This window comes from Thermoplasma sp. (assembly GCF_008709555.1).
In the GTDB taxonomy this organism is placed as follows: domain Archaea; phylum Thermoplasmatota; class Thermoplasmata; order Thermoplasmatales; family Thermoplasmataceae; genus Thermoplasma.
The window spans coordinates 29983-50372 of record NZ_VYIJ01000004.1; the positions used below are offsets into that span (position 1 = coordinate 29983).

The following is a 20390-nucleotide window of genomic DNA, read 5'->3' on the forward strand; positions in this document are numbered from 1 at the left end:
TCATGCCTCCACGATCTCAAACTTCTTGGCCCTTATTCCTGGCGGCGTTACTGCCTTGTGGCACTCATCACAGACAAGCCTCAGGGCTATCCTCTTGGTAGGTTTCTCCCTTCCCTCGAATTTTGGCCTCGGGAAACCTCCGTAACCAGATGTCACCCTTCTGAATCTCCTCTGTCCCGCCTTTAATTCGCTGGCTTTCCTCTTCCTTACCCTCTCCACTGAATGGCTGGTATGCTTTTTACAGTACGGGCAATACGCCATTATCTTCTTAGGCATCTTCAAATAGATTCACCTTGATGTGCAAGTATTTCAATCTATTATTTTTACCTTTTCGCCATCACCGATTTGAAAACCTCTTTTGAAAATAATGGACGCATGTCAATTGAACGATATCCGGAATCAAATGAAAAATAAAAAATCAGAGTTTCTCTATCACATTTTTCAGCTCATCACCAGGCTTTATCCCTATCTTCTGCGCTTCCTGCGAGGCATCCGCAACCTTGGCGGAAAGCATATCTTCCAGCGTCTTCACTCCGGTCACGCGGACTGCAATATCTCCAATCTTATTCGCCGTCTCTATGTTAAGATATCCGCACATCGCATATCCTCTGCTTCCCTTTAGGAATAGAAGAGGGGCATTTCCAAGGTCGCTCTTGAAGAATTGGTAGACCTTTCCACCGATCTCAACAGAATCTATCTGCATCATGCTTCGATATCTGACATCCCAATAAATTACTTTCCAGAAGGGTTATCGGAAAGGATCCAACGGCAGCTTTGATCGTATCATACCAAGATTTGTATATAACGACATCATTAATGCTGTGATAAGCATGGTTCTCCAGGATATTGACGGGATATTTGACTCTCAGGCTCTCCTCGCAGGTCGTTTCCATAATGATCTGACTGCCATAAATGAAAAGTACGATCTGTTCTATCTAATGCTGCCGACAATAAATGAGAAGAAGGTCGTATCGTTTTACGTATTCCTAGAGGATGATCAGATTCCAGAGAGGCACAGGGAGGAAATAGAATCTGTGCTTAACAGATTCAACCCTGTTGTAAAAAACGGCATCTGGAAGATATATCTGGATACTGAGAGCTTCAAGCTGAGTGAACCATTTTCAACCTTCTTTGGCATCGATAGCATTGTATTCGATATGGCTTCCATGAAGGGCGGAGAGATGCTACTGCCTGTACGTTTCATCTCAAAGGATAAGGACGCTCTTGTTAACTCCGTCATAGATTCAGCGGGTTATGGCGAAAATATATATCTCAGATACATTGGCGAAAACAAAGGTTTCGACTACTCATTCACCGCAATAAAGTTACTGGAACAGGTTTATAAGCTGACGGTTTCCATAGACAATCCTAATGTGATGCATGGAATATATGCTGAAACTAAAAAGAACATCGCCTGGAGGAGAGAGTCAAAAGCACCCCACAAGGACAATACCGAGGATTACATCTATGCGCTGGATGATACCCATACCATACCAGATATACTCATAGACACCGCATACACTGGAGAAAAGGGAACAATTTACATCGGGAAGCACTCCAACTATGATATTTACAGAGCTTTCTTTGGCGATTCGCTAACGAACCATATGAGCAACGTCATGATATCGGAAAACGTCTATTACCTCAGAAGATGGTCAAAGTACGAGGATGGTAAGCTCTTCCTATATTTCTACACAACTGTTTACTTCCTAAGGCTTATTCCGGCAATTCTGGGCGACACGAAGAAGAATTTCCCCAAGGTAAACATGAGGATCGACGAAATAACACCCCTGTGATAACTTTTTTTCCTAAAAGCCACGTCGTCGTTCAGGGTATTCGTGATCTGTTCCTTGTAAAAGCAGCCACCCTTTATTTTCTGGGAAGAATCTCTACCAGTATTATATAGGCGATAAAGGAGAATGATCTCCACGGGCATGGGCTCCCCACCTGTCCCACATTTACGAAATATAAATCCTTTCATTGTGGAAGCTTAAATCTCAATCGCCTTAATGACTGAATACATGAACTCCCAGAACCTTAACCTTCGCTTAAATATGGATCGATTAACGTGCCGTCGTTCTTCTTTAAAAAACATTAAAGCATATACGCTTCATCCGAAAAATATTAGATCATCCTGAATGCGTCAACGTCAAGAACATCGTATACATCAGTTCTGCGGTGTTTCAGTACAGGCACTTCTTCACGGTATTTTTCAACGAGGGAGAAGTTTATGTCGAATGTTATGACGCCCTCTTCCATCCCCATCTCTGCCAGTACGTCTCCATATGGGGAAACCACCATGGAGTGTCCTGTGAACCTATGACCCGTCTGTGCAGCACCGATGACGAAAATGCCGTTCTCCATCGCCCTGGCCCTCAACAGCGTTTTCCACTGATCATATTTGCGATCGCCCGCGAACCAGCCTGCCTGATAAACTATAAGCTTGGCCCCCTCAAGCGCCAGCATTCTGGCCGGTTCAGGGAACCTCAGGTCATAGCATATCTGAACTCCGATGGGGTCTCCTGATCCATTGAAGACTCTGGGTGTCATATCGCCCTTCTCAAAAACGCTGCTCTCCTTGAAACCAAATGCATCAAAAAGGTGTAGCTTTCTGTATTTCAGAATCAGACCGAGCTCATCAATGTAAACTGCGGTATTAAATGGCTTCAGGTTGAAGTAATTTTTCTCAGGTATATTAATTATTATCTTCTGACTCGCATCTCTTGCTGCTTCAGTTATGCTCTTAACGAATTTTCCATCCAACGGCTCTGAAATCGACGCAACATCATCCTTTCCATCGAACGATGGCGCATAAATCTGGTATTCGGGAAATATCACAAGTTCGGAGTTCTTTGCCCTCTCCAGCAGTCTGTAAGAAGCCTCTATATTATTTTCCTTGTCTGCACCGGATTCCATCTGAATTATAGCCACTTTCATACGAGACACCCACCGAATGGTTCACGGAGATCTTACACGTTTATATCGTACAATTATATTTTAAGGTATTCAGGCGCAGGCAAGATCCGACAAAGTCCGTAATTCAAAGTCGATCATTGGGAGGGAGAGATCTATTCGGAACACAAATTTAGCAACATCCTAAGTACCATTCTCATTTCGATATAATCTTTAACATGAAAATTAGCATGCGATTCACCATCACCAACCTTTATGGTCACAGCATCCTCATTCTCCTCGAAGGCAAGCTCGTCCGTTGCATCATCACCAGCGATTATGGCTGGTCTACCTTTCCTCACAGATCTGATGGCAGAACCCTTGTTGACGCCAGGAACGCGTAGCTCTATGATCATCTTTCCGTAGTATGTTTCCACTCCGAATTCCTTTGCAATCTCTTCTATTCTCGATCTGAGTGCAGGCTTCATGTCCGCACCCATGAGACCAAGGTGATAGAGTACGGCGAGATTCTTCTTGTATATTCTCAATCCCGGGAAATCTGATACCCATGCTTTTGTGACATCGTATATCCTGTTAAAGACGTCCAGAAAACGATCCGATCCATTATGGTATATCATTTGCCCTCGGATAATGGAACAGGCCCCATGATAGCATATCATGTCTATATTAAGTGGAAGGAATCTCCTTATCTCTTCCGGAGATCGCCCAGTCACGATATAGGTGTCGAATCTGTTCCTGAGATCTGAAATTAAGGAAGTAAGATCACTGTCTGCATAGCTCTCCTCTGGATTCATTATTATTGGAACTAGAGTGCCGTCATAGTCCAGAAATAGAATTGGGTCCTGTCTCACGACTGCACGCAGCGCCTCTTCAAGCGAGTGTCCTATCATTGATCTTCCTCATCGCAAGCGCATTAATTCTTTTGATCCACCAGTCTGTGTCCCTCCTTGATACCTCCATCTTCATCCTCTTGAGCCTTTCCTGTATCTCATCCTGTCCCATATTCATGGCATTGTAAATGGCCTCCGCCACCTCTCCAAGGCTGTTTGGGTTCACCACTACGGCCCCGTCAAGGCAATTGGATGCGCCAGCAAACCTCGACAATATAAGAATTCCCCGCTCAGATGCGGCCACGAACTCCTTAGAGACCAGGTTCAAGCCGTCTATGAGTGGCGTTATCAGGGCTATATCCGCATTCTTATAGTATGATATCAGCATTCTGTCGGAGATCTTCCTGTACATGTATAGTATGGGCATCCAGCTTATGGATCCAAATTCTCCGTTGATTCTTCCAATATGCATCTCAAGCTCACGCTTCATAACCACATAGTCTGAAACCGTGGTTCTGCTTGGGGTCACTATCATTACGTAAACGAATTTACCAACGAGATCTGGATGCCTCCGAAGCAGTTCTTCTATGGCAAGAGCGCGATTAACCAGGCCCTTCGTGTAATCAAGTCTGTCTATGGAAAATATTATCTTTCTGTCCATAAGTGCGTAGCTTCTTATCTCTGTACCCTTGGTCCTGCTGAAATAACGATAATCTATGCCAAGTGGAACGACCAGACTTTTAACCCTGGAATTGCTGTCCAATAGATCCAAGAAGTTCTTCCTGTAAGTCTCTGTGTGGAATGTTATGAAATCCGATCTGGAGAGACTGTCAATTATATCCCTGCTCTCAGGGAGCGTTTCGAACATCTCCCTTGAAACCCATGGTATGTGCCATGTGAAGATTATCCTGTTAGAAACGCCCTGATCTCTCAGCATCTTGGGAATAAGCGAGAGCTGATAATCATGTATCCAGATTGTGTCGTCTTTGGAAAGGGACTGCATGATCACAGAGGCAAATTTTTCGTTTACCCTCCTGTATATCTCATAGCCATTATCCGTGTATTTAACCCTCTCTCTGAAGTAATGAAAAAGCGGCCAGAGAGTTCTGTTAGAGTATAGATCGTAATAACCGCGCTTCTCAGGTACACTTAGCATCACCCTGCGGATCCTATATTTGCCGACATCTTCATCAAGATATTTACCATCGAGCTTGCCATCTCCCCAGCATATCCATGTTCCACCGTATTTTTCCATTGCCCTACGTAGCGCCGTCGCAACGCCACCAACATTCTCTTTAATGACCTCCTTTCCTGCAACCCTGTCATGGGAAAACGGGCATCTGCTGGAGACGACGATGTATTTCATATATCCTTATTGTCTTTTGATATTAAAAACCTAAAGAAGATTGAGTGTGCAAAAAAAAGAAATGAATCGGGTACTTCATTTTTTATAAGGCGATTTGTATGTATGCGGAAGCCGCAGAATCACGAAAATCTTATATAGAGGTGTTCCATATAGTGTTTGGCAACGGTCATAGCAGCAGGGAAACACCAGATCCCATTCCGAACTCGACGGTTAAGCCTGCTGCGTATTGCGTTGTACTGTATGCCGCGAGGGTACGGGAAGCGCAATATGCTGTTACCATTTAAAGAATGAAAGTTTTTTACATATCTCTTTGATTCGGTCGTGATGATAAATCCTTGGTCATCATCTGATTTCTTCGACTATGAAAGGCTGAAGAGGGATTTCGGTATAGGCGATATGAATGTGGATTTCGATCATTTTCTCTTCAGGAGGCATCTCATCCTCGGCCAGAGATCAATAGAGTATATCGATTATACCCTAAAGCACAACCTCAAATTCAACGTGATGACTGGCCTAATGCCATCCGGGGAGATGCATCTTGGAAACAAGAGCGCGATCGATCAGGTCATATTCTTTCAGCGACTCGGGGGGAGGGTATCTATAGCGGTGGCAGATCTCGAGTCATATTCCACAAGGGGAATAAGCCTTGAAAAGGCCAGAGAGGTTGCCATAGAGAAATACATACTGAACTACATCGCCATGGGCCTGGAACCATGCGAGATATATTTCCAGTCCAGGAACAGCGATGTGCAGTTCCTGGCGTACATGCTGGGCAACAGGACAAATATGAATGAGTTGAGGTCGCTATACGGATTCACTGATACACACGATCTTCTCCATATAAATTCACCACTGATACAGGCTGCGGACGTCCTGCACACACAGATGAAGAAGTATGGAGGCCCAGCACCCACGGTGGTGCCTGTTGGCTTCGATCAGGATCCGCATCTCAGGCTGATGAGGGATCTTGCCAAGAGAATGAGGGTATTCAACATACAGTATGATAGGGATCTTATCGTGTCCGTCAAGGGTAAGGACGATCCAAAGGAGTTCATAGATATGGCCTACGACTATCTCTCGAAAAGGTTTGACGGGGTGAAGAAGGATTACGAATACAGGGTTGTGAGGGCAGAGGGCGTCAATCAGGAGGATCTAGTAAGTATAGATCTTGATCTTGCCGGCATGGAAAGCCATTACAATGATTTCACCTTCATAGCCCCATCTGCAACGTATCAGAAACTGATGAAAGGGCTTAAAGGCGGCAAGATGTCCTCATCTGTGCCCGATTCACTCATATCTCTCAACGACGACCCGAAGAACGCAAGGAGAAAGATAATGGCCGGAATGACCGGTGGCAGGGATACAGAAGAGGAACAGCGCAAACTTGGAGGCGAACCGGACAGGTGTCCCATATTCGATCTCTATAATTACGAGGTTGATGATGACAGGTACGTGAAGGAGGTCTACGACGATTGCAGAAATGGAAAGAGGATGTGTGGTTTCTGCAAACGGGAAATAGCCGATAGAATGAGCGGCTGGCTGTCAGAACTCCAAAAAAAGAGGGAGGAGGCGAGAGAAAAACTCTCACTTTATGTTCATGAATAGATCCTTTTCCATTAATTCCTTCAATTTATTCAGTTCTGACGGCTTAAAAATACCATATTCTGTTATGAAGCCTGTAACGTATTCATTCGGTGTGACGTCAAATGCTGGATTCCTGCTGTGGCTCTCTGCAGGACCTATGCGCGTTCCATTGATCTCCAGAACTTCATTCTCATCGCGTTCCTCGATCGGTATCTCATCGCCGCTCTTAATGCTGAAATCGAAGGTGCTTCCCGGAGCAGCAACGAAGAAAGGTATGCCGTTGGTCTTGGCTAGTACGGCCTTCTCGTATGTACCTATCTTGTTCGCGAAATCTCCGTTGCTAGCGATGCGATCGGCACCGACTATGACAAGATCGACCTCCTTGCGCCTCATGTAGAACCCAGCTGCGTTATCCGCGATTATGGCATGATCGATGCCCTCCTGTGCAAGTTCCCATGCGGTAAGCTTCGCACCCTGCAGCCTTGGTCTTGTCTCGTCCACAAATACGAAAACGTTCTTTCCATCGCCATGGGCCATCCTTATCGGAGCAAGCGCCGTGCCCCAGTCAACGACGGCCAGCGCACCGGCATTGCAGTGCGTCAGAATTCTGGCATTCTGACCTATGATCTGGTTACCTATCTCACCGATCTTCCTGCTTCTGCCGGATATCTCCATCGCGTATCTCCTTGCGGAGTTCATGTCGAAGTCGTTGATCTGCATGTATTTTATGGCCTTGAATAGGTCGTAGGCCGTGGGCCTGGTAGACCCGATCTTCTTCACGGCCTCATCCATGTTTTCTCCCTTCTTTTTTGCCATTGCGAGACCATATGCTGCTGTCACACCGATGGCAGGTGCGCCCCTGACAACCATATTCTTGATCGCGTACGCAATATCGTCCGAATTCTTTGCCTCGAATATCTCAATTTTTTCCGGAAGCTTGCGCTGGTCGATCAGCTTTACCTCATCATCCTCATACCAGACGGCTTTCAGTGTCCTGACTTCACCATCTATGACTACCTTCATTGCGCATTACCTGATTCTTCATTTTCATGTTATATTTAACTGATTCTCATGATCATCGAACTGATGCAGGCTGATCTGCTTTGCAATTGGATCGCGTGAAAGATCGATCTTTGGACCTCTCGGATCTGCCCGGTTATTGCGATGCTGAGCCTCCGACATATTTCGGAATGCCCATATGGCTTGCCGGTTATGCCTCTCGCATGCTGATGCCTTTCTCGGTATCTGGTGCAAATCATTCCGCCATGCTGTCCGATTTATTCTCCTCCGGAACCATCTGCATCTTCTGCATGGTTTTCAGCACAAAGATGAAGATGGCCATACCGAGAAGCGATCCGAACAGATCCTGAGGAAGGTAGAGAAACAGAGGATTAAGTGGATTCAGAGGAACAAGATTGAAGATTATGCCAACTACTAGTCCAGATATCCCGGCTATGTTGGCATTTCCAAGTCCGTTCCTTGGTATCGAATAGAAATCTGCACTGACCGCATTATACCGGCCCATCATGAACCAGTCTGCTATGATGACGAAGGTGAATGGAAATATCACCGATCCGCTAAGATTCAGGAAACCTGAAGCATAGTTTAGAATGCCAACATAGGCGAGTACCGCGCCGAGCGTACCCAGGATAACTGTGGATACGGGTTGTGCATACTTCCTTATCCTTCTGTTGAACAGCCCTTCTATGGCGGAAAGCAGATCCGCTGTGGCTGGATAAAGGTTCATTGAGTTTGTGTGTATTATGGCTAATGATGCACCTATGGAAGCTATGATCGCGATCAAGCCTTCGACGCTGCTGATGCCACCGAATCTGATGGCGGCAAGATTCCAGTTTCCAGCAGCCGCCTGCGAGATCAGGCCAAGAACGCCCATCATGTAAACAGGGATAATGATTCCGATCGATGGCGCTAGAAAGAATAATGATCTTTCTGAGATGGGTTCGCCGTCATGTTTCATTCTTGCAAATCTGCTTATTGTTGATACTTTGTACGCCCAGGCAAGTATGGAAAAGGCTAAAACGAGACCTATTGCAGATCCCCAGTTGACGGAGGACGCTGGACGAAGCAGATCAGCCATATCGGGTCGATAGACCGTGAACAGAAAATACGCCAGGACGCCATAGCTGATCACAAGGAGGATCGCAGTATACCTGTAGAATTTCTCAAGGTATTTTGCCCCAAAAAGCACCAGCACTATCTGCACCACGGCCATGAACGTTATCCAGACGATCGGAGATGAAGATGTCACCGAAGAAAGTATGAGACCGCCAGTTACATCGTTTAGTCCAAACCAGCCAAGGTTGACAAATGTGAATATCAGCGACATGACGCTGGAGGAAGCATAACCCAGCGTCTTCCTCGATATTATCATCGCCGGTACGGGAAAGGTCCTCCCCATATCAGAGAATATTCCAACTGGAATAAATCCGATCATGAAGGCCACAGATACAGCAACGATCATGTCGATCAGCCCCAGCGGATAGAGTAAATAGCCAATCAGGGGCGTGAGTGCAGAAGCGCTAGCCATTGACCAGAAAACCATCATTTTCCAGGGGCCGATCATCCTAGAGGAAAGTGGAATGGGATCGACTCCGATTGTCTCTATCCCATGTTCACCTATACCTGCATCCATTGAAGTGAAAATGCGTCGATATATTTTATTTATCGCTGATGACGAATTTCGTACACGAGATATATATTCACATAAGCTAAATATCCGTTATGTGTTTCTGTGCAGATGGCCATACAAAACAGTTCCTGCATCTGGGTTCGTACAGATCCTTACCTCCTATCCTTATTATCTCACCGAATGCCGGCATTCCGTTTATTATCCTCTGCGTGAAGATGGCATCATTTCCACACCTGGAACAAACAGCACTGAGCGTGTATATCTCATCCGATATTGCAAGTATCTCAGCCGTCATATGGAATGGGTTGCCGAAGTGATCCCTGTTCAAGGCGGCAACATAGACGATCCTTCCGGAGTTTGCCAGATCCTCCAGCCGCTGGGGTAGCTTCGAGGCTTGTTTCCAGAACTGCGCCTCATCAAAGCCCAGAACCACCGAATCCTTGATCCTCGGAGCCAGAAAATCTCCGAACCTCTCATCCGTTGGCGCTAAGACCGCTGGCAGCCTGACGCCTTTATGGGTCACAACCTCATTCTCTGAATACCTTGAATCTATCTCCGGCTTGAACAGTGTAACCTTTCTGCCTGCGAGGATATGCCTTTCCATGAGCTCTATCAACCTTGATGTTTTTCCTGAAAACATGGGACCAGTTATGGTTATTATCTTACCGGGATTCCCGTTCATCTACCGTTAATCGAACTTTATTTGAAAAACTTATTTCGTCATTTATAATTAAATCAGTTGCAACATTTATCATTCTTTTTAATTTGGAAATTGGAATTAATTTATAAGATAACATAGATATAAATCTTCATGATACCACCACATGATACGCTTCGGCAAGATTGTATTCACCGGCACTGATCTAGGAACGGATTTCAAGATATACCGTTCCTTCTCTCACCTTCTTCTTCCAGATCCGAGGTCCACTAATTACTTCGTTATGCAGTGCAGAGGGGGGCATGTGCACTTCTTTCTTGGGAGTGATGACCTTACGAGCTTCAACTTCATCAGCAGGTTCTTTGTAAGGCTCTATCCCAGCTACATAGTCGACGAGGATCCAGATATGCAGATAAATGCGTCAAGACGTTATCTTTTGAGGAGAGGGGACAGACGATCCGGCGAGTTCTATTTCCCGGACCTGATCGATGACATAGTGTCGTTTCACAGCACATTTCCGGATATCCCCCTTACCTATGTGTGCAGCGTGATATCCGGAAAGACCCATGCAGGTAGAAGGTATTCGATGTACATCGATATCGGGATCGGATCCTCAGAACTCAATCTGGACAGCATTTTTACCGTATTCGAGGAAACATTCAATTCTCTCAGGATGAGACATGGCGTAAAACTGAAAAAGATCAGGATCGCACCAATCATGATGAATGACCTGATGCGGTATCCATTCAACCTCATAAATTTCGTTCGAGTACCGGCTGACATAAATGTTTGACTATGATCCATCGATCCATTCTGGAAGAAGGATGGATTCTGGCATATTGATCGGATACCAGAATGACGGTTCACCCTACTTTCTTCCTGTAGATATGTTTTCAGGGCATCTTTCAATAACTGGAAAGACCGGTACAGGGAAGTCCAGCTATCTGCGTTTCCTCATAAAGAACATGGATGATGTACCCGGCAATCTTGTAATAATTGACCCGCATGGTACACTTATGGATTCGGTATACAGTTCCAGAAGAGATCTGGTGTATCTCGGTCTCGATAGTGTCGTTATTGATGGGTTGGAAAGGAAGATGATGATGAACGTTCTCGATCAGGATGCTGATCCTGATATGGTGGCTGGATGGATTAAGTCCATATTCTCATCATCCTCGTTTTCCAACAATACATGGGGACCAAGGCTTGACGTCATGTTCAGATCGGTTCTTGCTGAGTACATAAGGGATGCCGAATATCCAACGCTCTCAGATTTTTTCAGCATAATTGCAAGTCCAGTAAGGACAAGGGCCTTCATATCTGGCATGCAGGACGGCCCGGTTAAAGATCTCATACAGAGTTTCATCTCGGATAGGGCGTACTGGAGGGAATACACCGCATCGACCCTCAATAAGATCATACCAGTGATATCCTCCATGAAGCTTTCAGATCTGGTATCATCCAGAAAATCATTTGATCTCTATTCCACGATGTCGCAAGCCGGTAAGCTTGTATTCGTGGATGTTGCCAAGGGAAAGATGCCATCCGACGTGTCCTCGCAAGTATCCTATCTAATTCTAATGAAGATATGGTTTGATTCGCTCAGGAGGTACGGTAATGGCCGGGTTGTGAACACGTACATATTCGTTGATGAGGCTCAGAACATACCCACGGGGATACTGGAAACCATACTGAGCGAAGGCAGAAAATATGGCATGCGGTTGATACTCTCGAACCAGTACATGGATCAGGCATCGGCCTACCAAGCAGCGCTTTTTGGGAACGTGAGGAACTACATATCATTTCAGGTCTCTCCATCGGACGCTGTTATTCTTTCCAGAACCGTAGAAGAGAGAAGGCGTAACCATATGATCAGCGTTCTTACCTCACAGCGCCTTCACAAGTTCACAGCGTGGTCAAGCGACCAGACCCTGGGACCGGCAACGCTCTCGTTCACTCCGCCTGTATTCACTCCGGATGACCGGATACAGAAGAGTATTATAAGGTATGGATCAGAACCGGACTGGACCATGGAGAAGGATGTGCAGACGTCTCTGCATTCACAGCTGATAATGGATTTTGCAAGGTTCCTGGATATGAATGGAATAAAAGTGCAGTTCGGCCATTTTGGCAATCTGATACCTGATGCTCATTTCTATCTGGATGGACGGATCTATATGGTTGAGGCGGAGGTATCCGACATGGAACATCCCTCAAGGATATTGGAGAAGATCAGGAATTACAGAAACTACAATCTCATATTCATAACGGATGATTCCCGGATCGAGGAACTATACAAGATTCTCTATGAAAGGAGGAAAGTGAACATCGACGGCACCATACAGTTTGCAGGATCTGTCAGATCGCATATATCAGACATCTCCGGCATATTTGAGAGAGTATGGATAGTGTCCGCACAGGGAAAACCCAAATATCATTTCCTCGGAAAAAACCACAGGTTCATTAGATCAGTGTTGGAGGAGTCTCCATTCATGACAAGACTGAAGCGCGTCAGGTTTGGCCCAACCCTCATGACGATATATGAACTGATGAAATCCAGAGACACATATATATTTACGAAGGATGAAATTATTTCATTTTTCAATTTTGATACTGATTTTATAGAATCAATAATTGACGAAAACGGAATTATTTCATTGTATGACATTTTTTTAAATACAAAACTAAAATTTCACTAGGAAAAAAGATTATACTACTTCTTAATAGTGTCTTGATATGACTGACAACAAGAAGATAATGGATATCGCGAGAATGACAAAAAGAGGTGCTTCTGTCAGAGTTACAATTCCCAAGAAAGTACTGAAGAAACTCAACTTCAAGGATGAAGATCTCATCGCTTTTTATGAATCGGATGACGGCCGAATATACATAGACCTTTTGAAGTGAGGTGTTTTAGATATCGAAATATGCTTGACATGATCCCGCGAAATATGATATTTAATTCTGCGTTATCCGGACTAATCTGTCAGACATGCATGGGCAAATGCTTTTAGTGCCACATTGCAATCCATACACATGAGTATCCCCAATCTCAGCAAGCGGGAGCTGATCGTCCTGGGAGCACTGTATAATAATTCCAGATTGACCATAGAGGAGATATCAAGCGAAACTGGCATAGGCAGGAATACCGTTGCGCAGATAATAAGGAAACTTGAGAATAACGGAACCATAAAGGGGTACACAATAAGAATGGATGACTCAGACATGGAGACCGTCATTGCCGTGGTGAATGGCCAGACAGACATTCCGGAGCATGTCATATACGAGGATTATGCGCTGAGCAATGGCAGGCACATGCTCGTCTTGGACAGATCTGCACTCTCCATGAAATTTCCCTATGAGTACCTGTGGATCTCAACAGGAAGAAGCTACGGGAAAGCCATGGAAGCAAGGACGGCTAGCGTCTGTGATTATTGTGGCAAGACAATCGTTTCTGATCCCATCATAGTGCACAGCCATAACAGGGATTACTATGTATGTTGCCCTAACTGCGAGCACGATCTGAAAAAAAGATTGAAGACGGATAGTTAAATTTTTCAGATATCCAGCTCTCCAAGCCCCATCACTATGAGCACAAAGCCTATGAAGGAAAATAGAAGTGCAAGCCAGCTTCCTATCTGGTGTGGCCCAACCTGGCTGTTAATAGTGGGTAACACCTGATAATCCAGGAACACCGGTATGGAGATTATCAAGAGGACGATCCCTGCAATTATCTTTCCAGTCGATCTCTTCTTCTCCTTCAGCATCTCCTGAATACCGCTCAAAAACCGCTCACCCCCAGCAACGCAAATGCAAACACATAGAGGATCAGCGGTGCTATGATCGTCCTCATCGATACCTTTCCATTTCTCGTATGATTGTGATACATGGATATGCCATAGAGAACGAGAGAAGCTATCATCACTATTAGAGTGAAGGCCTCCAGCGAGAACAGGTATCTTCCGTAATTCCCGAACACCGGTGAGGTCATCTGGCTTATTGGCTCATGGTACATCAGTGCTATTGGCTTTATTATCAGCGTGTACAGTATCAGCGTGATAGATCCGAATATGTAAATCATCATAGAGGAGTAGTATAGCCTGAGAGAAAATCTATCCAATCAATTCACCTCCATCTCATGCCTCATTATTATAAACGCTATCGCACCGCTGAGTATCAGATCGATAGCGAAGACCACCGCCCAGATGCGCTGATCGCCCGTGCTGTTGCTCAGCGCTATGATCCAGAGCACTATGGCTATGACGAATTGCAGACCGCCTATGGAGTAGACCGCCTTTACCGAACTGTTCATTTGTCCTCACCATCCTTTCTTGCAAACCTCATGGCATAAACTGTGGCGAAGGAGACGAATGTTATACCCCACCACATGAACATGGTCAGAAGCCTTGTCTGCGAAAGCCCTGGCTGGCTTGCACCCCATATTGCCATGACCGGGATGCCAATAATCATAAATACGCCAAAGGCTGTTATTGCTGGTCTATCGAGGGGATGGGTTCCGCTGTACCTATCTATGAACGGCAGTATGAAAAGAAAGACGAAGAATAGTATCACGAGCGGGACTCCTCCGGTGGTCAGACCGTATCCTGCAGTATCCATAAGCTTGTAAACTGGTAGTATATACCAGTCTGGGAATGGCGTGGTTCCATATACGGGCAATCCGTAGGCATCAGGTATGACCTGTGGGAAAGCCGCCGAGAAGACGAGTATAACTCCGATGAACATCAACGAAAGAAATACCGTGTAAAGAAGGTTGACCGGGAACCATGGGACAAGCTTCTCGTTCTTCTCATATTTAACACCGTATGGCCCGGATTTTTCAAACAGGAAGAAGTGTATGAACGCAACTATTATGATCAACGTCGACAGTATCATGACGTGAAGACCGAGTATGTGGGAGAATGTCTGTGCGGTCGTACCGTTTCCAACCAGTATGGATATCAGCCAGTTGGATAGGCCAGGAAGAAGCCTCCCAATTATGCTGCGCTCTATGAGAAGCTCCCCCACATGCGTTGCAGCCACGCTAATGTAAGTGTATGTCAGCATGTATCCAACTATTGCTGTGGTGTATACCAGTATGAAGAGCACAACACCAAGTATCCACTGGAGCCATCTCCACTTGCCCTTGTATGCACCGATAAAATAATTCCTGAGCATGTGAGCGTAGACCAGGACTATCATGGCGTAGGCCATATACAGATGAGACGTAAGCAGTGCATATCCGAACGGGACTGTGCTCGTAATGGCGATCGTTGATGAGTAAGGATGCCCACTCTGGTAATAGTAGAATAGCAGCATGCCGGATACTGCCAAATATGCAACGGCAGCCATCAGAAACGAACCTGTCCAGTAGTCAAGCCTGAACTCCTTCCTCGATATTGGCCTGAGAAGTATCTTATAGGATCCTGGATATTCCGTATCTTCTTCCATCAGCTTTGTTAAATCGTATTCGTTTTTTTCCATATCAGAACCTCCCGCTCCACTTGTAATTGGAACTCGAGACAACGACGGTCTTGTAGTTTCCGATGGTGCTGTCATAGGGCAGTGCTGATCCTCCTGAGAGATTTTCCTGGGCAACCTCAGGCCCATAAACCTCCCCGTTTGGCTGCCATAGGTGCGTTCTTATAACTGCATTAACAGGGTTCATACCTATTGCATAGAGATAATCCGTTGTCGTATCATGGTAAAACAGAACCTGAGGTAGAGAATGGTTGGCTGGGCTTGGCGCTGGGCCTCAGTTATATAGGTTGTGAGGACCTCTCACAGGATCATACTGGCTCCCATGGCACTTGCAGTAGATCAAGCCGTATGTTGGCCAATTTGATTTCGTGTAGCCTATCAGCTGCGCCTCGAATGGTATCGAATTGCCCGGGTGATAATCCAGAAGCGGGACTGTACATCCAAGATGCTGACAAATGCCACTGTACGCGGTTATACTGTCGATTCCGCCTTGAGAATTTTTTACGTGTATGGCGTTAGGGATCGTAACATTCCTTAGTCTCATAAGTATATTCGGTTCATCTTGAAGAGGATAATTGAACACCAATATAGGATAGCTACTGCTGGAAGGCACAGCATAGGGGATCTCAGATGCCGTTATTGGGTTGTTATCTGGATCTACAAGTAGAGCTGTGGGATATTTGCCATCATACGATGTTACGGGGACATTTCTGGTTGTAGGAACAAAGAATCGCTCGAGGGATATACCGCCTATTGCCACCGAGAAGAGTGAGAGCATAGCCCCCTTCAGAAAAGATCTCCTATTCTCGTCCACGGAATCCGCGGACTGCCCAGACTTATTCCGCATAATCAACTACAAAAAATTATTTTACTTAATTATTCTGTGAATTCGCAAGCAAAATTATACAAATTACCTTATATTTATAATAGAAAGTTATAATTTTTTCAGATCAGCTTTCTAGCGCGATAAGAACAAATATAATTATTTCAATATTAAATAATAATATTTTAATTGTTCCACATCCTTTCACTACATTTATCTTATATTATAAATATTTTTAGTAATTTCGAATAAATCTGATTTGATTTATTTTTATTTAATATCACATAATAATAATTAAACATAATATCACACAAATCGGTAGGCTGCAAATATCAGATACGGCAGTATGATCACCGAATTTACACCTATCCTTTTAGAGACAAAGATTAAATATTGTAATTTGCTGATAGATTGATTATATGCTTGATTCAGCCATTGAATGGTTAATAGTCATCGTTGCTATCCTTGTTCTATTTGGAAGTGCAAAGAAGGTTCCTGAGCTGGCAAAGAATATAGGAAGAGCAACCGGAGAATTCAAAAGGGGCCAGATGGAGGTAGAGGAAGAGATACGGAAGGCCATGTACTCTAAGCCAGCACAGGCTCAAGCTGCCTCTTCCACAGGTATAGACTATGTAGCCGTTGCGAAGACAATGGGCATTGAGACAGATGGAAAGAGCGTAGATGACTTGAAGGCAGAGATACAGGAAAAACTTCAGCATGCCCAGTGAATTATTAGACCTGCTACAGAAAAATATTGAGGAGCTTCGCCTAAGGGCAGTTAGGGCGCTGATAGGTTTTTTCGTTTTCTTCTTTATATTTTTTACGTTCAGGTTTCAGTATGCAATCATACTTGGGCACAGGGTGATTATACCATATCCTGACCCGTATGACAATGCGGGCGCACAATTCTTAAAAATCTCAGAGTACCATGTCCTGCCGAAGAACGTGGAACTCATCGCACTGAAACCAACAGACGCTATGGTTGCTGATATATACAGCGTCATGTTTCTTGCACTTCTTTTCAGCATGCCCATAATCGTCATGGAGGCTGCAAAATTCATAGCACCTGGCCTGAAGAAGAAGGAATTGCAGGCCATAAGAAGCCTTGGCATACCGGCTGCGGCTCTCTTTGCCATAGGAAGCCTCTTCGGATTCTGGTACGTCTTTCCTCTCCTTTTCAGAATATTCTTCTATTTTGATTTCGCCGTTGGATCGTCTCCGACCATGGGCATAGCCAACTATACATCATTTTTCTTCATATATATAGCATCATTCGGCCTATCGTTCGAAATGCCGGTCATTATGGTGGGTTTGACGAAGCTAAGACTCGTTCCAGCCGGCTTCTGGCTCAAGAACTGGAGATATGCTGTCGTGGGTTCTCTGATATTCGGCCTCGTTTTCTCTCCAGGGGTTCTAGGTGTTAGCATGATGATAATGGCCGTACCGATGATGGCGCTTTACGTGATCGGAGCGTTAATTGCCAAGAGAGTTGAGAAAAAGGATCAGGCATTATACAACGTTGCCACTGATTGAGGTATGGTATGCTTTTATTTGCGTCTCTTTGCCGTGAGTTACTCCTCAGCTAAAGTATAGAAGCTTCCTGGTTCAACGGCCGACCTCTGTCCATATTGAATATGTAATAGAAAAGCACTACTTTTATGAATCCAATTTTCAGTATGTTTATTATGACATTGAAGTGTGAGTTTTTCTATTAAGATAAGTCCATGTATCTCCTGTACGAATATATGATGATTTATCAGTTCTCACAAACTTCTAGCCATCCTTTAAAGACCAAAATTAAACTTGAATGCTTGAAGATCGTATGAGGCTTATGTATAATGTGAGGTTGATACATTATTCCGCGAATCCATTTATAACTGCACGTTATAACCATATCATGGATTCTGTGGTCAAAGAGATAAAGAACTATGCAGACGGTGTTTCGTATTCCAGGATGACTGAGGAGGAAAAGGAAGCTCTGAAGATGAGGATAGCGGATTCCATTATCACTGCGTATACCGCTAGGAGTTCCCCGCCGGTCAATGCCCTCCTCGATGTTCTCGGCGACGTTAGCTCAAAGACGGCCACACCGCTGTACTTCAAGGATAGGAAGATATTCTCACCTTACGCGGTGCTGATCAACGGATGCATGACCAGATACATGGACTATAACGATACATATCTATCAAAGGAGGCTCTGCATCCCTCCGATAACGTTCCACCAATACTGGCAGCTGCCCAGATGGCTGAAGCGGACGGAAAGGATATACTCAGAGGTCTGAAGATAGCATATGACGTCGTGTGCTCATTGGCCGATGCGGTTTCAATAAGGGATCGCGGCTGGGATCACGTCAACTATGATTCAATATCCTCATCAGCCGGCATAGCATCGATCTTCGATCTTGATGATGAAAAGTTTGAGAACGCCATCTCTTTGGGGATAATCAATAACGTGAGCATGAGGCAGACCAGAGCTGGAAAGCTGAGCATGTGGAAGGGGTGCACGGTGGCCTATCAGACCATGTCCTCTCTTCTGGCCGCAATGAACGCCAGATCCGGACTTACAGGCCCATCAGAGATATTCGATGGAGAAATGGGCTTCAAAAAACAGGTGTCTGGCCCATTTGATCTCAGGATATCACCGCATGTGCTTAAGACCATGATAAAGAACTATCCTGTGGAATACCATGCTATGAGTGCCGCTCAGGCTGCATCCCAGATAAGAAACAAGATAAAGGGTAAAATAAAGTCGATCAGTGTGGATACCTTCAGGGTAGCGCACACAATCATAGTCAAGGATCCTGAGAAACTAAGACCGGAGAACAAGGAGACGGCGGATCACAGTATGCCCTATATAATCGCTTATACCCTTCTATACGGGGAACCAGACGTCAATTCCTATGATGCAAGATATCTCAAGGACGAGAAAATACTGGATCTGATAGACAGAATGAAGTTCAATGTCACGAAGAAATTCGATGACATGTACCCTGAATATCTGCCGGTGAAGATCCAGATCGAAGACGATGAGGGAAAGAAGGATATCGAGATCGATGTACCCAAGGGTCATTTCAAGGATCCGTACACATGGTCAGACCTGATGAACAAGGCAGAACGCGTTGATCCGAAGATAGCTGATGTGGTCAAAGAGCTAAGAAACCTTGATAGAATGCATGCTGGTGAGATCTTCGAGGTGATAAACCGTGTCAAGGCTTAAGGACAACGTCAATGGAGGCCCAGCCGCCCTGCGAGAACTGATCAAGAACGATATGGTGGTTGCGCCAGGTGTCTTCAGCGGCATATCTGCACTTGTGGCAGAGAGGGCTGGTTTTCGATCAGCATACCTCTCTGGATCTGGAGTCGCAGGCATGATGGGCCTTCCGGACCTGTCCGTCACAACGCTCACCGAGGTCGCTGCAGAGGCATACAGGATTACCACTGTATCGAGTTTACCGATCATAGTGGATGTTGATACCGGCTTTGGTGAAACTGTCAACGTGATGCGGACCGTCAGGATGATGGAGGATGCTGGCGCAGCTGCAATACACATCGAAGATCAGGAACAGCCAAAGAAGTGTGGGCATCTCAACGGAAAGCGTGTGATAGACAGGGATGACATGGTGAGGAAGATCAGAGCCGCGGTATCGACCAGAAAGAACGAGGATTTCATGATCATAGCAAGAACGGATGCCAGATCGGTGAACGGACTTGAAGATGCAATAGACAGGGCCAGTGCGTACATCGAGGCCGGCGCTGATGCCGTATTTACTGAAGCGCTTGAGAGCAGAGATGAGTTCGTTGAGATGAGGAAAAGGGTCAGAGGGTATCTGATGGCCAACATGACCGAAGATGGAAAGTCGCCACTTCTATCCGTGAGAGAACTCAGGGAGATCGGATACAACATTGTGATATTTCCCCTTACAGCTTTCCGGGGCATGCTGAAGGCAATAGACGGAATATACAGGGATCTGATGAGGGATGGTACTCAGAGGAACTTCCTTGACAGGATAATGCGCAGATCAGAATTCTACGAACTCATCGGTTACTACGACTATGAAAAGGAAGATAACGTATTCTATAAAATATAA

24 protein-coding genes and 1 rRNA gene are annotated in these 20390 nt (G+C 45.2%); 12 read left to right on the top strand and 13 right to left on the bottom strand.

All coding sequences use genetic code 11. The features are described from left to right. Both F6Q11_RS02570 and F6Q11_RS02575 read right to left on the bottom strand, forming a co-directional pair. Complete coding sequence (locus tag F6Q11_RS02570) at positions 1–282, bottom strand: 50S ribosomal protein L44e (protein WP_367119318.1); 282 nt, start codon at positions 280–282, stop codon at positions 1–3. A 136-nt stretch (positions 283–418) separates the two neighbouring features. Next, a complete protein-coding gene (locus F6Q11_RS02575) occupies positions 419–706 on the bottom strand; it encodes a YunC family protein (protein ID WP_297026149.1) in 288 nt (95 codons plus the stop codon). 124 nt (positions 707–830) lie between these two features. Here F6Q11_RS02575 and F6Q11_RS02580 point away from each other — a divergent pair, with 124 nt between their 5' ends. Next, positions 831–1796: a hypothetical protein gene (locus F6Q11_RS02580; RefSeq protein ID WP_297026150.1), complete on the top strand. Its 966-nt coding sequence runs from the start codon at positions 831–833 to the stop codon at positions 1794–1796. Between the two features lie 328 nt (positions 1797–2124). Here the strand turns inward: F6Q11_RS02580 and F6Q11_RS02585 are convergent, their stop codons facing one another. The 3 genes from F6Q11_RS02585 to F6Q11_RS02595 form a co-directional block, all read right to left on the bottom strand. Beyond that, positions 2125–2937, bottom strand: coding sequence for a carbon-nitrogen hydrolase family protein (locus F6Q11_RS02585; RefSeq protein WP_297026151.1), 813 nt, complete (start codon positions 2935–2937; stop codon positions 2125–2127). A 131-nt stretch (positions 2938–3068) separates the two neighbouring features. Beyond that, positions 3069–3803: a trehalose-phosphatase gene (gene otsB, locus F6Q11_RS02590; protein WP_297026152.1), complete on the bottom strand. Its 735-nt coding sequence runs from the start codon at positions 3801–3803 to the stop codon at positions 3069–3071. Continuing rightward, on the bottom strand, positions 3784–5109 hold the full coding sequence (locus F6Q11_RS02595; RefSeq protein ID WP_297026153.1) for a trehalose-6-phosphate synthase: 1326 nt from the start codon (positions 5107–5109) through the stop codon (positions 3784–3786). The genes otsB and F6Q11_RS02595 overlap by 20 nt, the downstream gene beginning before the upstream one ends. A gap of 158 nt (positions 5110–5267) precedes the next feature. Here F6Q11_RS02595 and rrf point away from each other — a divergent pair. Continuing rightward, positions 5268–5388 (top strand): 5S ribosomal RNA (gene rrf / locus F6Q11_RS02600). Positions 5389–5433: 45 nt separating this feature from the next. Continuing rightward, positions 5434–6714, top strand: coding sequence for a tryptophan--tRNA ligase (locus F6Q11_RS02605; RefSeq protein ID WP_297026154.1), 1281 nt, complete (start codon positions 5434–5436; stop codon positions 6712–6714). Here the strand turns inward: F6Q11_RS02605 and mtnA are convergent. The 3 genes from mtnA to F6Q11_RS02620 all read right to left on the bottom strand — a co-directional run bounded on the left by mtnA (position 6694) and on the right by F6Q11_RS02620 (position 10025). Further along, positions 6694–7716, bottom strand: a complete 1023-nt coding sequence (gene mtnA, locus F6Q11_RS02610) for an S-methyl-5-thioribose-1-phosphate isomerase (RefSeq protein WP_297026155.1) — start codon at positions 7714–7716, stop codon at positions 6694–6696. The genes F6Q11_RS02605 and mtnA overlap by 21 nt on opposite strands. A 232-nt stretch (positions 7717–7948) precedes the next feature. After that, positions 7949–9346 (bottom strand): cytosine permease, encoded by a 1398-nt coding sequence (locus tag F6Q11_RS02615; RefSeq protein WP_297026156.1) that lies wholly within the window; start codon positions 9344–9346, stop codon positions 7949–7951. Positions 9347–9422: 76 nt separating this feature from the next. Next, a complete protein-coding gene (locus F6Q11_RS02620; RefSeq protein WP_297026157.1) occupies positions 9423–10025 on the bottom strand; it encodes a thymidine kinase in 603 nt (200 codons plus the stop codon). A 142-nt stretch (positions 10026–10167) separates the two neighbouring features. Between F6Q11_RS02620 and F6Q11_RS02625 the strand changes: the two genes are divergently transcribed. The 4 genes from F6Q11_RS02625 to F6Q11_RS02640 all read left to right on the top strand — a co-directional run bounded on the left by F6Q11_RS02625 (position 10168) and on the right by F6Q11_RS02640 (position 13553). Then, complete coding sequence (locus F6Q11_RS02625; protein ID WP_297026158.1) at positions 10168–10794, top strand: hypothetical protein; 627 nt, start codon at positions 10168–10170, stop codon at positions 10792–10794. Then, positions 10787–12700 carry an ATP-binding protein gene (locus F6Q11_RS02630; protein ID WP_297026159.1) on the top strand — a complete coding sequence of 638 codons (1914 nt, stop codon included), beginning with the start codon at positions 10787–10789 and terminating at the stop codon, positions 12698–12700. Before F6Q11_RS02625 ends, F6Q11_RS02630 begins: the two co-directional genes overlap by 8 nt. A 37-nt stretch (positions 12701–12737) precedes the next feature. Further along, positions 12738–12908, top strand: a complete 171-nt coding sequence (locus tag F6Q11_RS02635) for an AbrB/MazE/SpoVT family DNA-binding domain-containing protein (RefSeq protein ID WP_297026160.1) — start codon at positions 12738–12740, stop codon at positions 12906–12908. A 129-nt stretch (positions 12909–13037) separates the two neighbouring features. Then, a complete protein-coding gene (locus tag F6Q11_RS02640; protein ID WP_297026161.1) occupies positions 13038–13553 on the top strand; it encodes a TRASH domain-containing protein in 516 nt (171 codons plus the stop codon). 5 nt (positions 13554–13558) lie between these two features. Here F6Q11_RS02640 and F6Q11_RS02645 read toward each other — a convergent pair whose 3' ends face one another. After that, positions 13559–13786, bottom strand: a complete 228-nt coding sequence (locus F6Q11_RS02645; RefSeq protein ID WP_297026162.1) for a hypothetical protein — start codon at positions 13784–13786, stop codon at positions 13559–13561. Positions 13787–13856: 70 nt separating this feature from the next. On the opposite strand from F6Q11_RS02645, the gene F6Q11_RS07585 reads away from it, so the two are divergent. Beyond that, the gene (locus tag F6Q11_RS07585) at positions 13857–13937 is read left to right on the top strand and encodes a hypothetical protein (RefSeq protein ID WP_367119322.1); all 81 of its coding nucleotides are present in this window, start codon (positions 13857–13859) and stop codon (positions 13935–13937) included. Positions 13938–14121: 184 nt separating this feature from the next. Here F6Q11_RS07585 and F6Q11_RS02655 read toward each other — a convergent pair whose 3' ends face one another. From F6Q11_RS02655 to F6Q11_RS02670, 4 genes are all read right to left on the bottom strand, one after another. Continuing rightward, entirely contained in the window at positions 14122–14313 is a 192-nt protein-coding gene (locus tag F6Q11_RS02655) for a hypothetical protein (protein ID WP_297026164.1), read from the bottom strand. Continuing rightward, positions 14310–15482, bottom strand: a complete 1173-nt coding sequence (locus F6Q11_RS02660; RefSeq protein WP_297026165.1) for a cytochrome bc complex cytochrome b subunit — start codon at positions 15480–15482, stop codon at positions 14310–14312. The genes F6Q11_RS02655 and F6Q11_RS02660 overlap by 4 nt, the downstream gene beginning before the upstream one ends. A 1-nt stretch (position 15483) precedes the next feature. After that, positions 15484–15666, bottom strand: coding sequence for a hypothetical protein (locus tag F6Q11_RS02665; RefSeq protein ID WP_297026166.1), 183 nt, complete (start codon positions 15664–15666; stop codon positions 15484–15486). Between the two features lie 87 nt (positions 15667–15753). Beyond that, the gene (locus tag F6Q11_RS02670; protein ID WP_297026167.1) at positions 15754–16326 is read right to left on the bottom strand and encodes a ubiquinol-cytochrome c reductase iron-sulfur subunit; all 573 of its coding nucleotides are present in this window, start codon (positions 16324–16326) and stop codon (positions 15754–15756) included. 395 nt (positions 16327–16721) lie between these two features. Between F6Q11_RS02670 and F6Q11_RS02675 the strand changes: the two genes are divergently transcribed. The 4 genes from F6Q11_RS02675 to prpB all read left to right on the top strand — a co-directional run bounded on the left by F6Q11_RS02675 (position 16722) and on the right by prpB (position 20390). Then, positions 16722–17030 (top strand): twin-arginine translocase TatA/TatE family subunit, encoded by a 309-nt coding sequence (locus F6Q11_RS02675; RefSeq protein WP_297026168.1) that lies wholly within the window; start codon positions 16722–16724, stop codon positions 17028–17030. Next, positions 17020–17835, top strand: coding sequence for a Sec-independent protein translocase TatC (gene tatC / locus F6Q11_RS02680; protein WP_297026169.1), 816 nt, complete (start codon positions 17020–17022; stop codon positions 17833–17835). Before F6Q11_RS02675 ends, tatC begins: the two co-directional genes overlap by 11 nt. A 364-nt stretch (positions 17836–18199) precedes the next feature. Then, on the top strand, positions 18200–19519 hold the full coding sequence (locus F6Q11_RS02685; protein ID WP_297026170.1) for an MmgE/PrpD family protein: 1320 nt from the start codon (positions 18200–18202) through the stop codon (positions 19517–19519). Then, positions 19506–20390 (top strand): methylisocitrate lyase, encoded by an 885-nt coding sequence (gene prpB, locus F6Q11_RS02690; RefSeq protein WP_297026171.1) that lies wholly within the window; start codon positions 19506–19508, stop codon positions 20388–20390. Before F6Q11_RS02685 ends, prpB begins: the two co-directional genes overlap by 14 nt.

Bases quoted from the DNA above. Each gene is read 5' to 3' on its own strand.
- F6Q11_RS02575 (WP_297026149.1), bottom strand. From the start codon at position 706: ATGATGCAGATAGATTCTGTTGAGATCGGTGGAAAGGTCTACCAATTC.
- F6Q11_RS02580 (WP_297026150.1), top strand. From the start codon at position 831: ATGGTTCTCCAGGATATTGACGGGATATTTGACTCTCAGGCTCTCCTC.
- F6Q11_RS02585 (WP_297026151.1), bottom strand. From the start codon at position 2,937: ATGAAAGTGGCTATAATTCAGATGGAATCCGGTGCAGACAAGGAAAAT.
- otsB (WP_297026152.1), bottom strand. From the start codon at position 3,803: ATGATAGGACACTCGCTTGAAGAGGCGCTGCGTGCAGTCGTGAGACAG.
- F6Q11_RS02595 (WP_297026153.1), bottom strand. From the start codon at position 5,109: ATGAAATACATCGTCGTCTCCAGCAGATGCCCGTTTTCCCATGACAGG.
- F6Q11_RS02605 (WP_297026154.1), top strand. From the start codon at position 5,434: ATGATAAATCCTTGGTCATCATCTGATTTCTTCGACTATGAAAGGCTG.
- mtnA (WP_297026155.1), bottom strand. From the start codon at position 7,716: ATGAAGGTAGTCATAGATGGTGAAGTCAGGACACTGAAAGCCGTCTGG.
- F6Q11_RS02615 (WP_297026156.1), bottom strand. From the start codon at position 9,346: ATGGATGCAGGTATAGGTGAACATGGGATAGAGACAATCGGAGTCGAT.
- F6Q11_RS02620 (WP_297026157.1), bottom strand. From the start codon at position 10,025: ATGAACGGGAATCCCGGTAAGATAATAACCATAACTGGTCCCATGTTT.
- F6Q11_RS02625 (WP_297026158.1), top strand. From the start codon at position 10,168: ATGATACGCTTCGGCAAGATTGTATTCACCGGCACTGATCTAGGAACG.
- F6Q11_RS02630 (WP_297026159.1), top strand. From the start codon at position 10,787: ATGTTTGACTATGATCCATCGATCCATTCTGGAAGAAGGATGGATTCT.
- F6Q11_RS02635 (WP_297026160.1), top strand. From the start codon at position 12,738: ATGACTGACAACAAGAAGATAATGGATATCGCGAGAATGACAAAAAGA.
- F6Q11_RS02640 (WP_297026161.1), top strand. From the start codon at position 13,038: ATGAGTATCCCCAATCTCAGCAAGCGGGAGCTGATCGTCCTGGGAGCA.
- F6Q11_RS02655 (WP_297026164.1), bottom strand. From the start codon at position 14,313: ATGAACAGTTCGGTAAAGGCGGTCTACTCCATAGGCGGTCTGCAATTC.
- F6Q11_RS02660 (WP_297026165.1), bottom strand. From the start codon at position 15,482: ATGGAAAAAAACGAATACGATTTAACAAAGCTGATGGAAGAAGATACG.
- F6Q11_RS02665 (WP_297026166.1), bottom strand. From the start codon at position 15,666: ATGAACCCTGTTAATGCAGTTATAAGAACGCACCTATGGCAGCCAAAC.
- F6Q11_RS02670 (WP_297026167.1), bottom strand. From the start codon at position 16,326: ATGCGGAATAAGTCTGGGCAGTCCGCGGATTCCGTGGACGAGAATAGG.
- F6Q11_RS02675 (WP_297026168.1), top strand. From the start codon at position 16,722: ATGCTTGATTCAGCCATTGAATGGTTAATAGTCATCGTTGCTATCCTT.
- tatC (WP_297026169.1), top strand. From the start codon at position 17,020: ATGCCCAGTGAATTATTAGACCTGCTACAGAAAAATATTGAGGAGCTT.
- F6Q11_RS02685 (WP_297026170.1), top strand. From the start codon at position 18,200: ATGGATTCTGTGGTCAAAGAGATAAAGAACTATGCAGACGGTGTTTCG.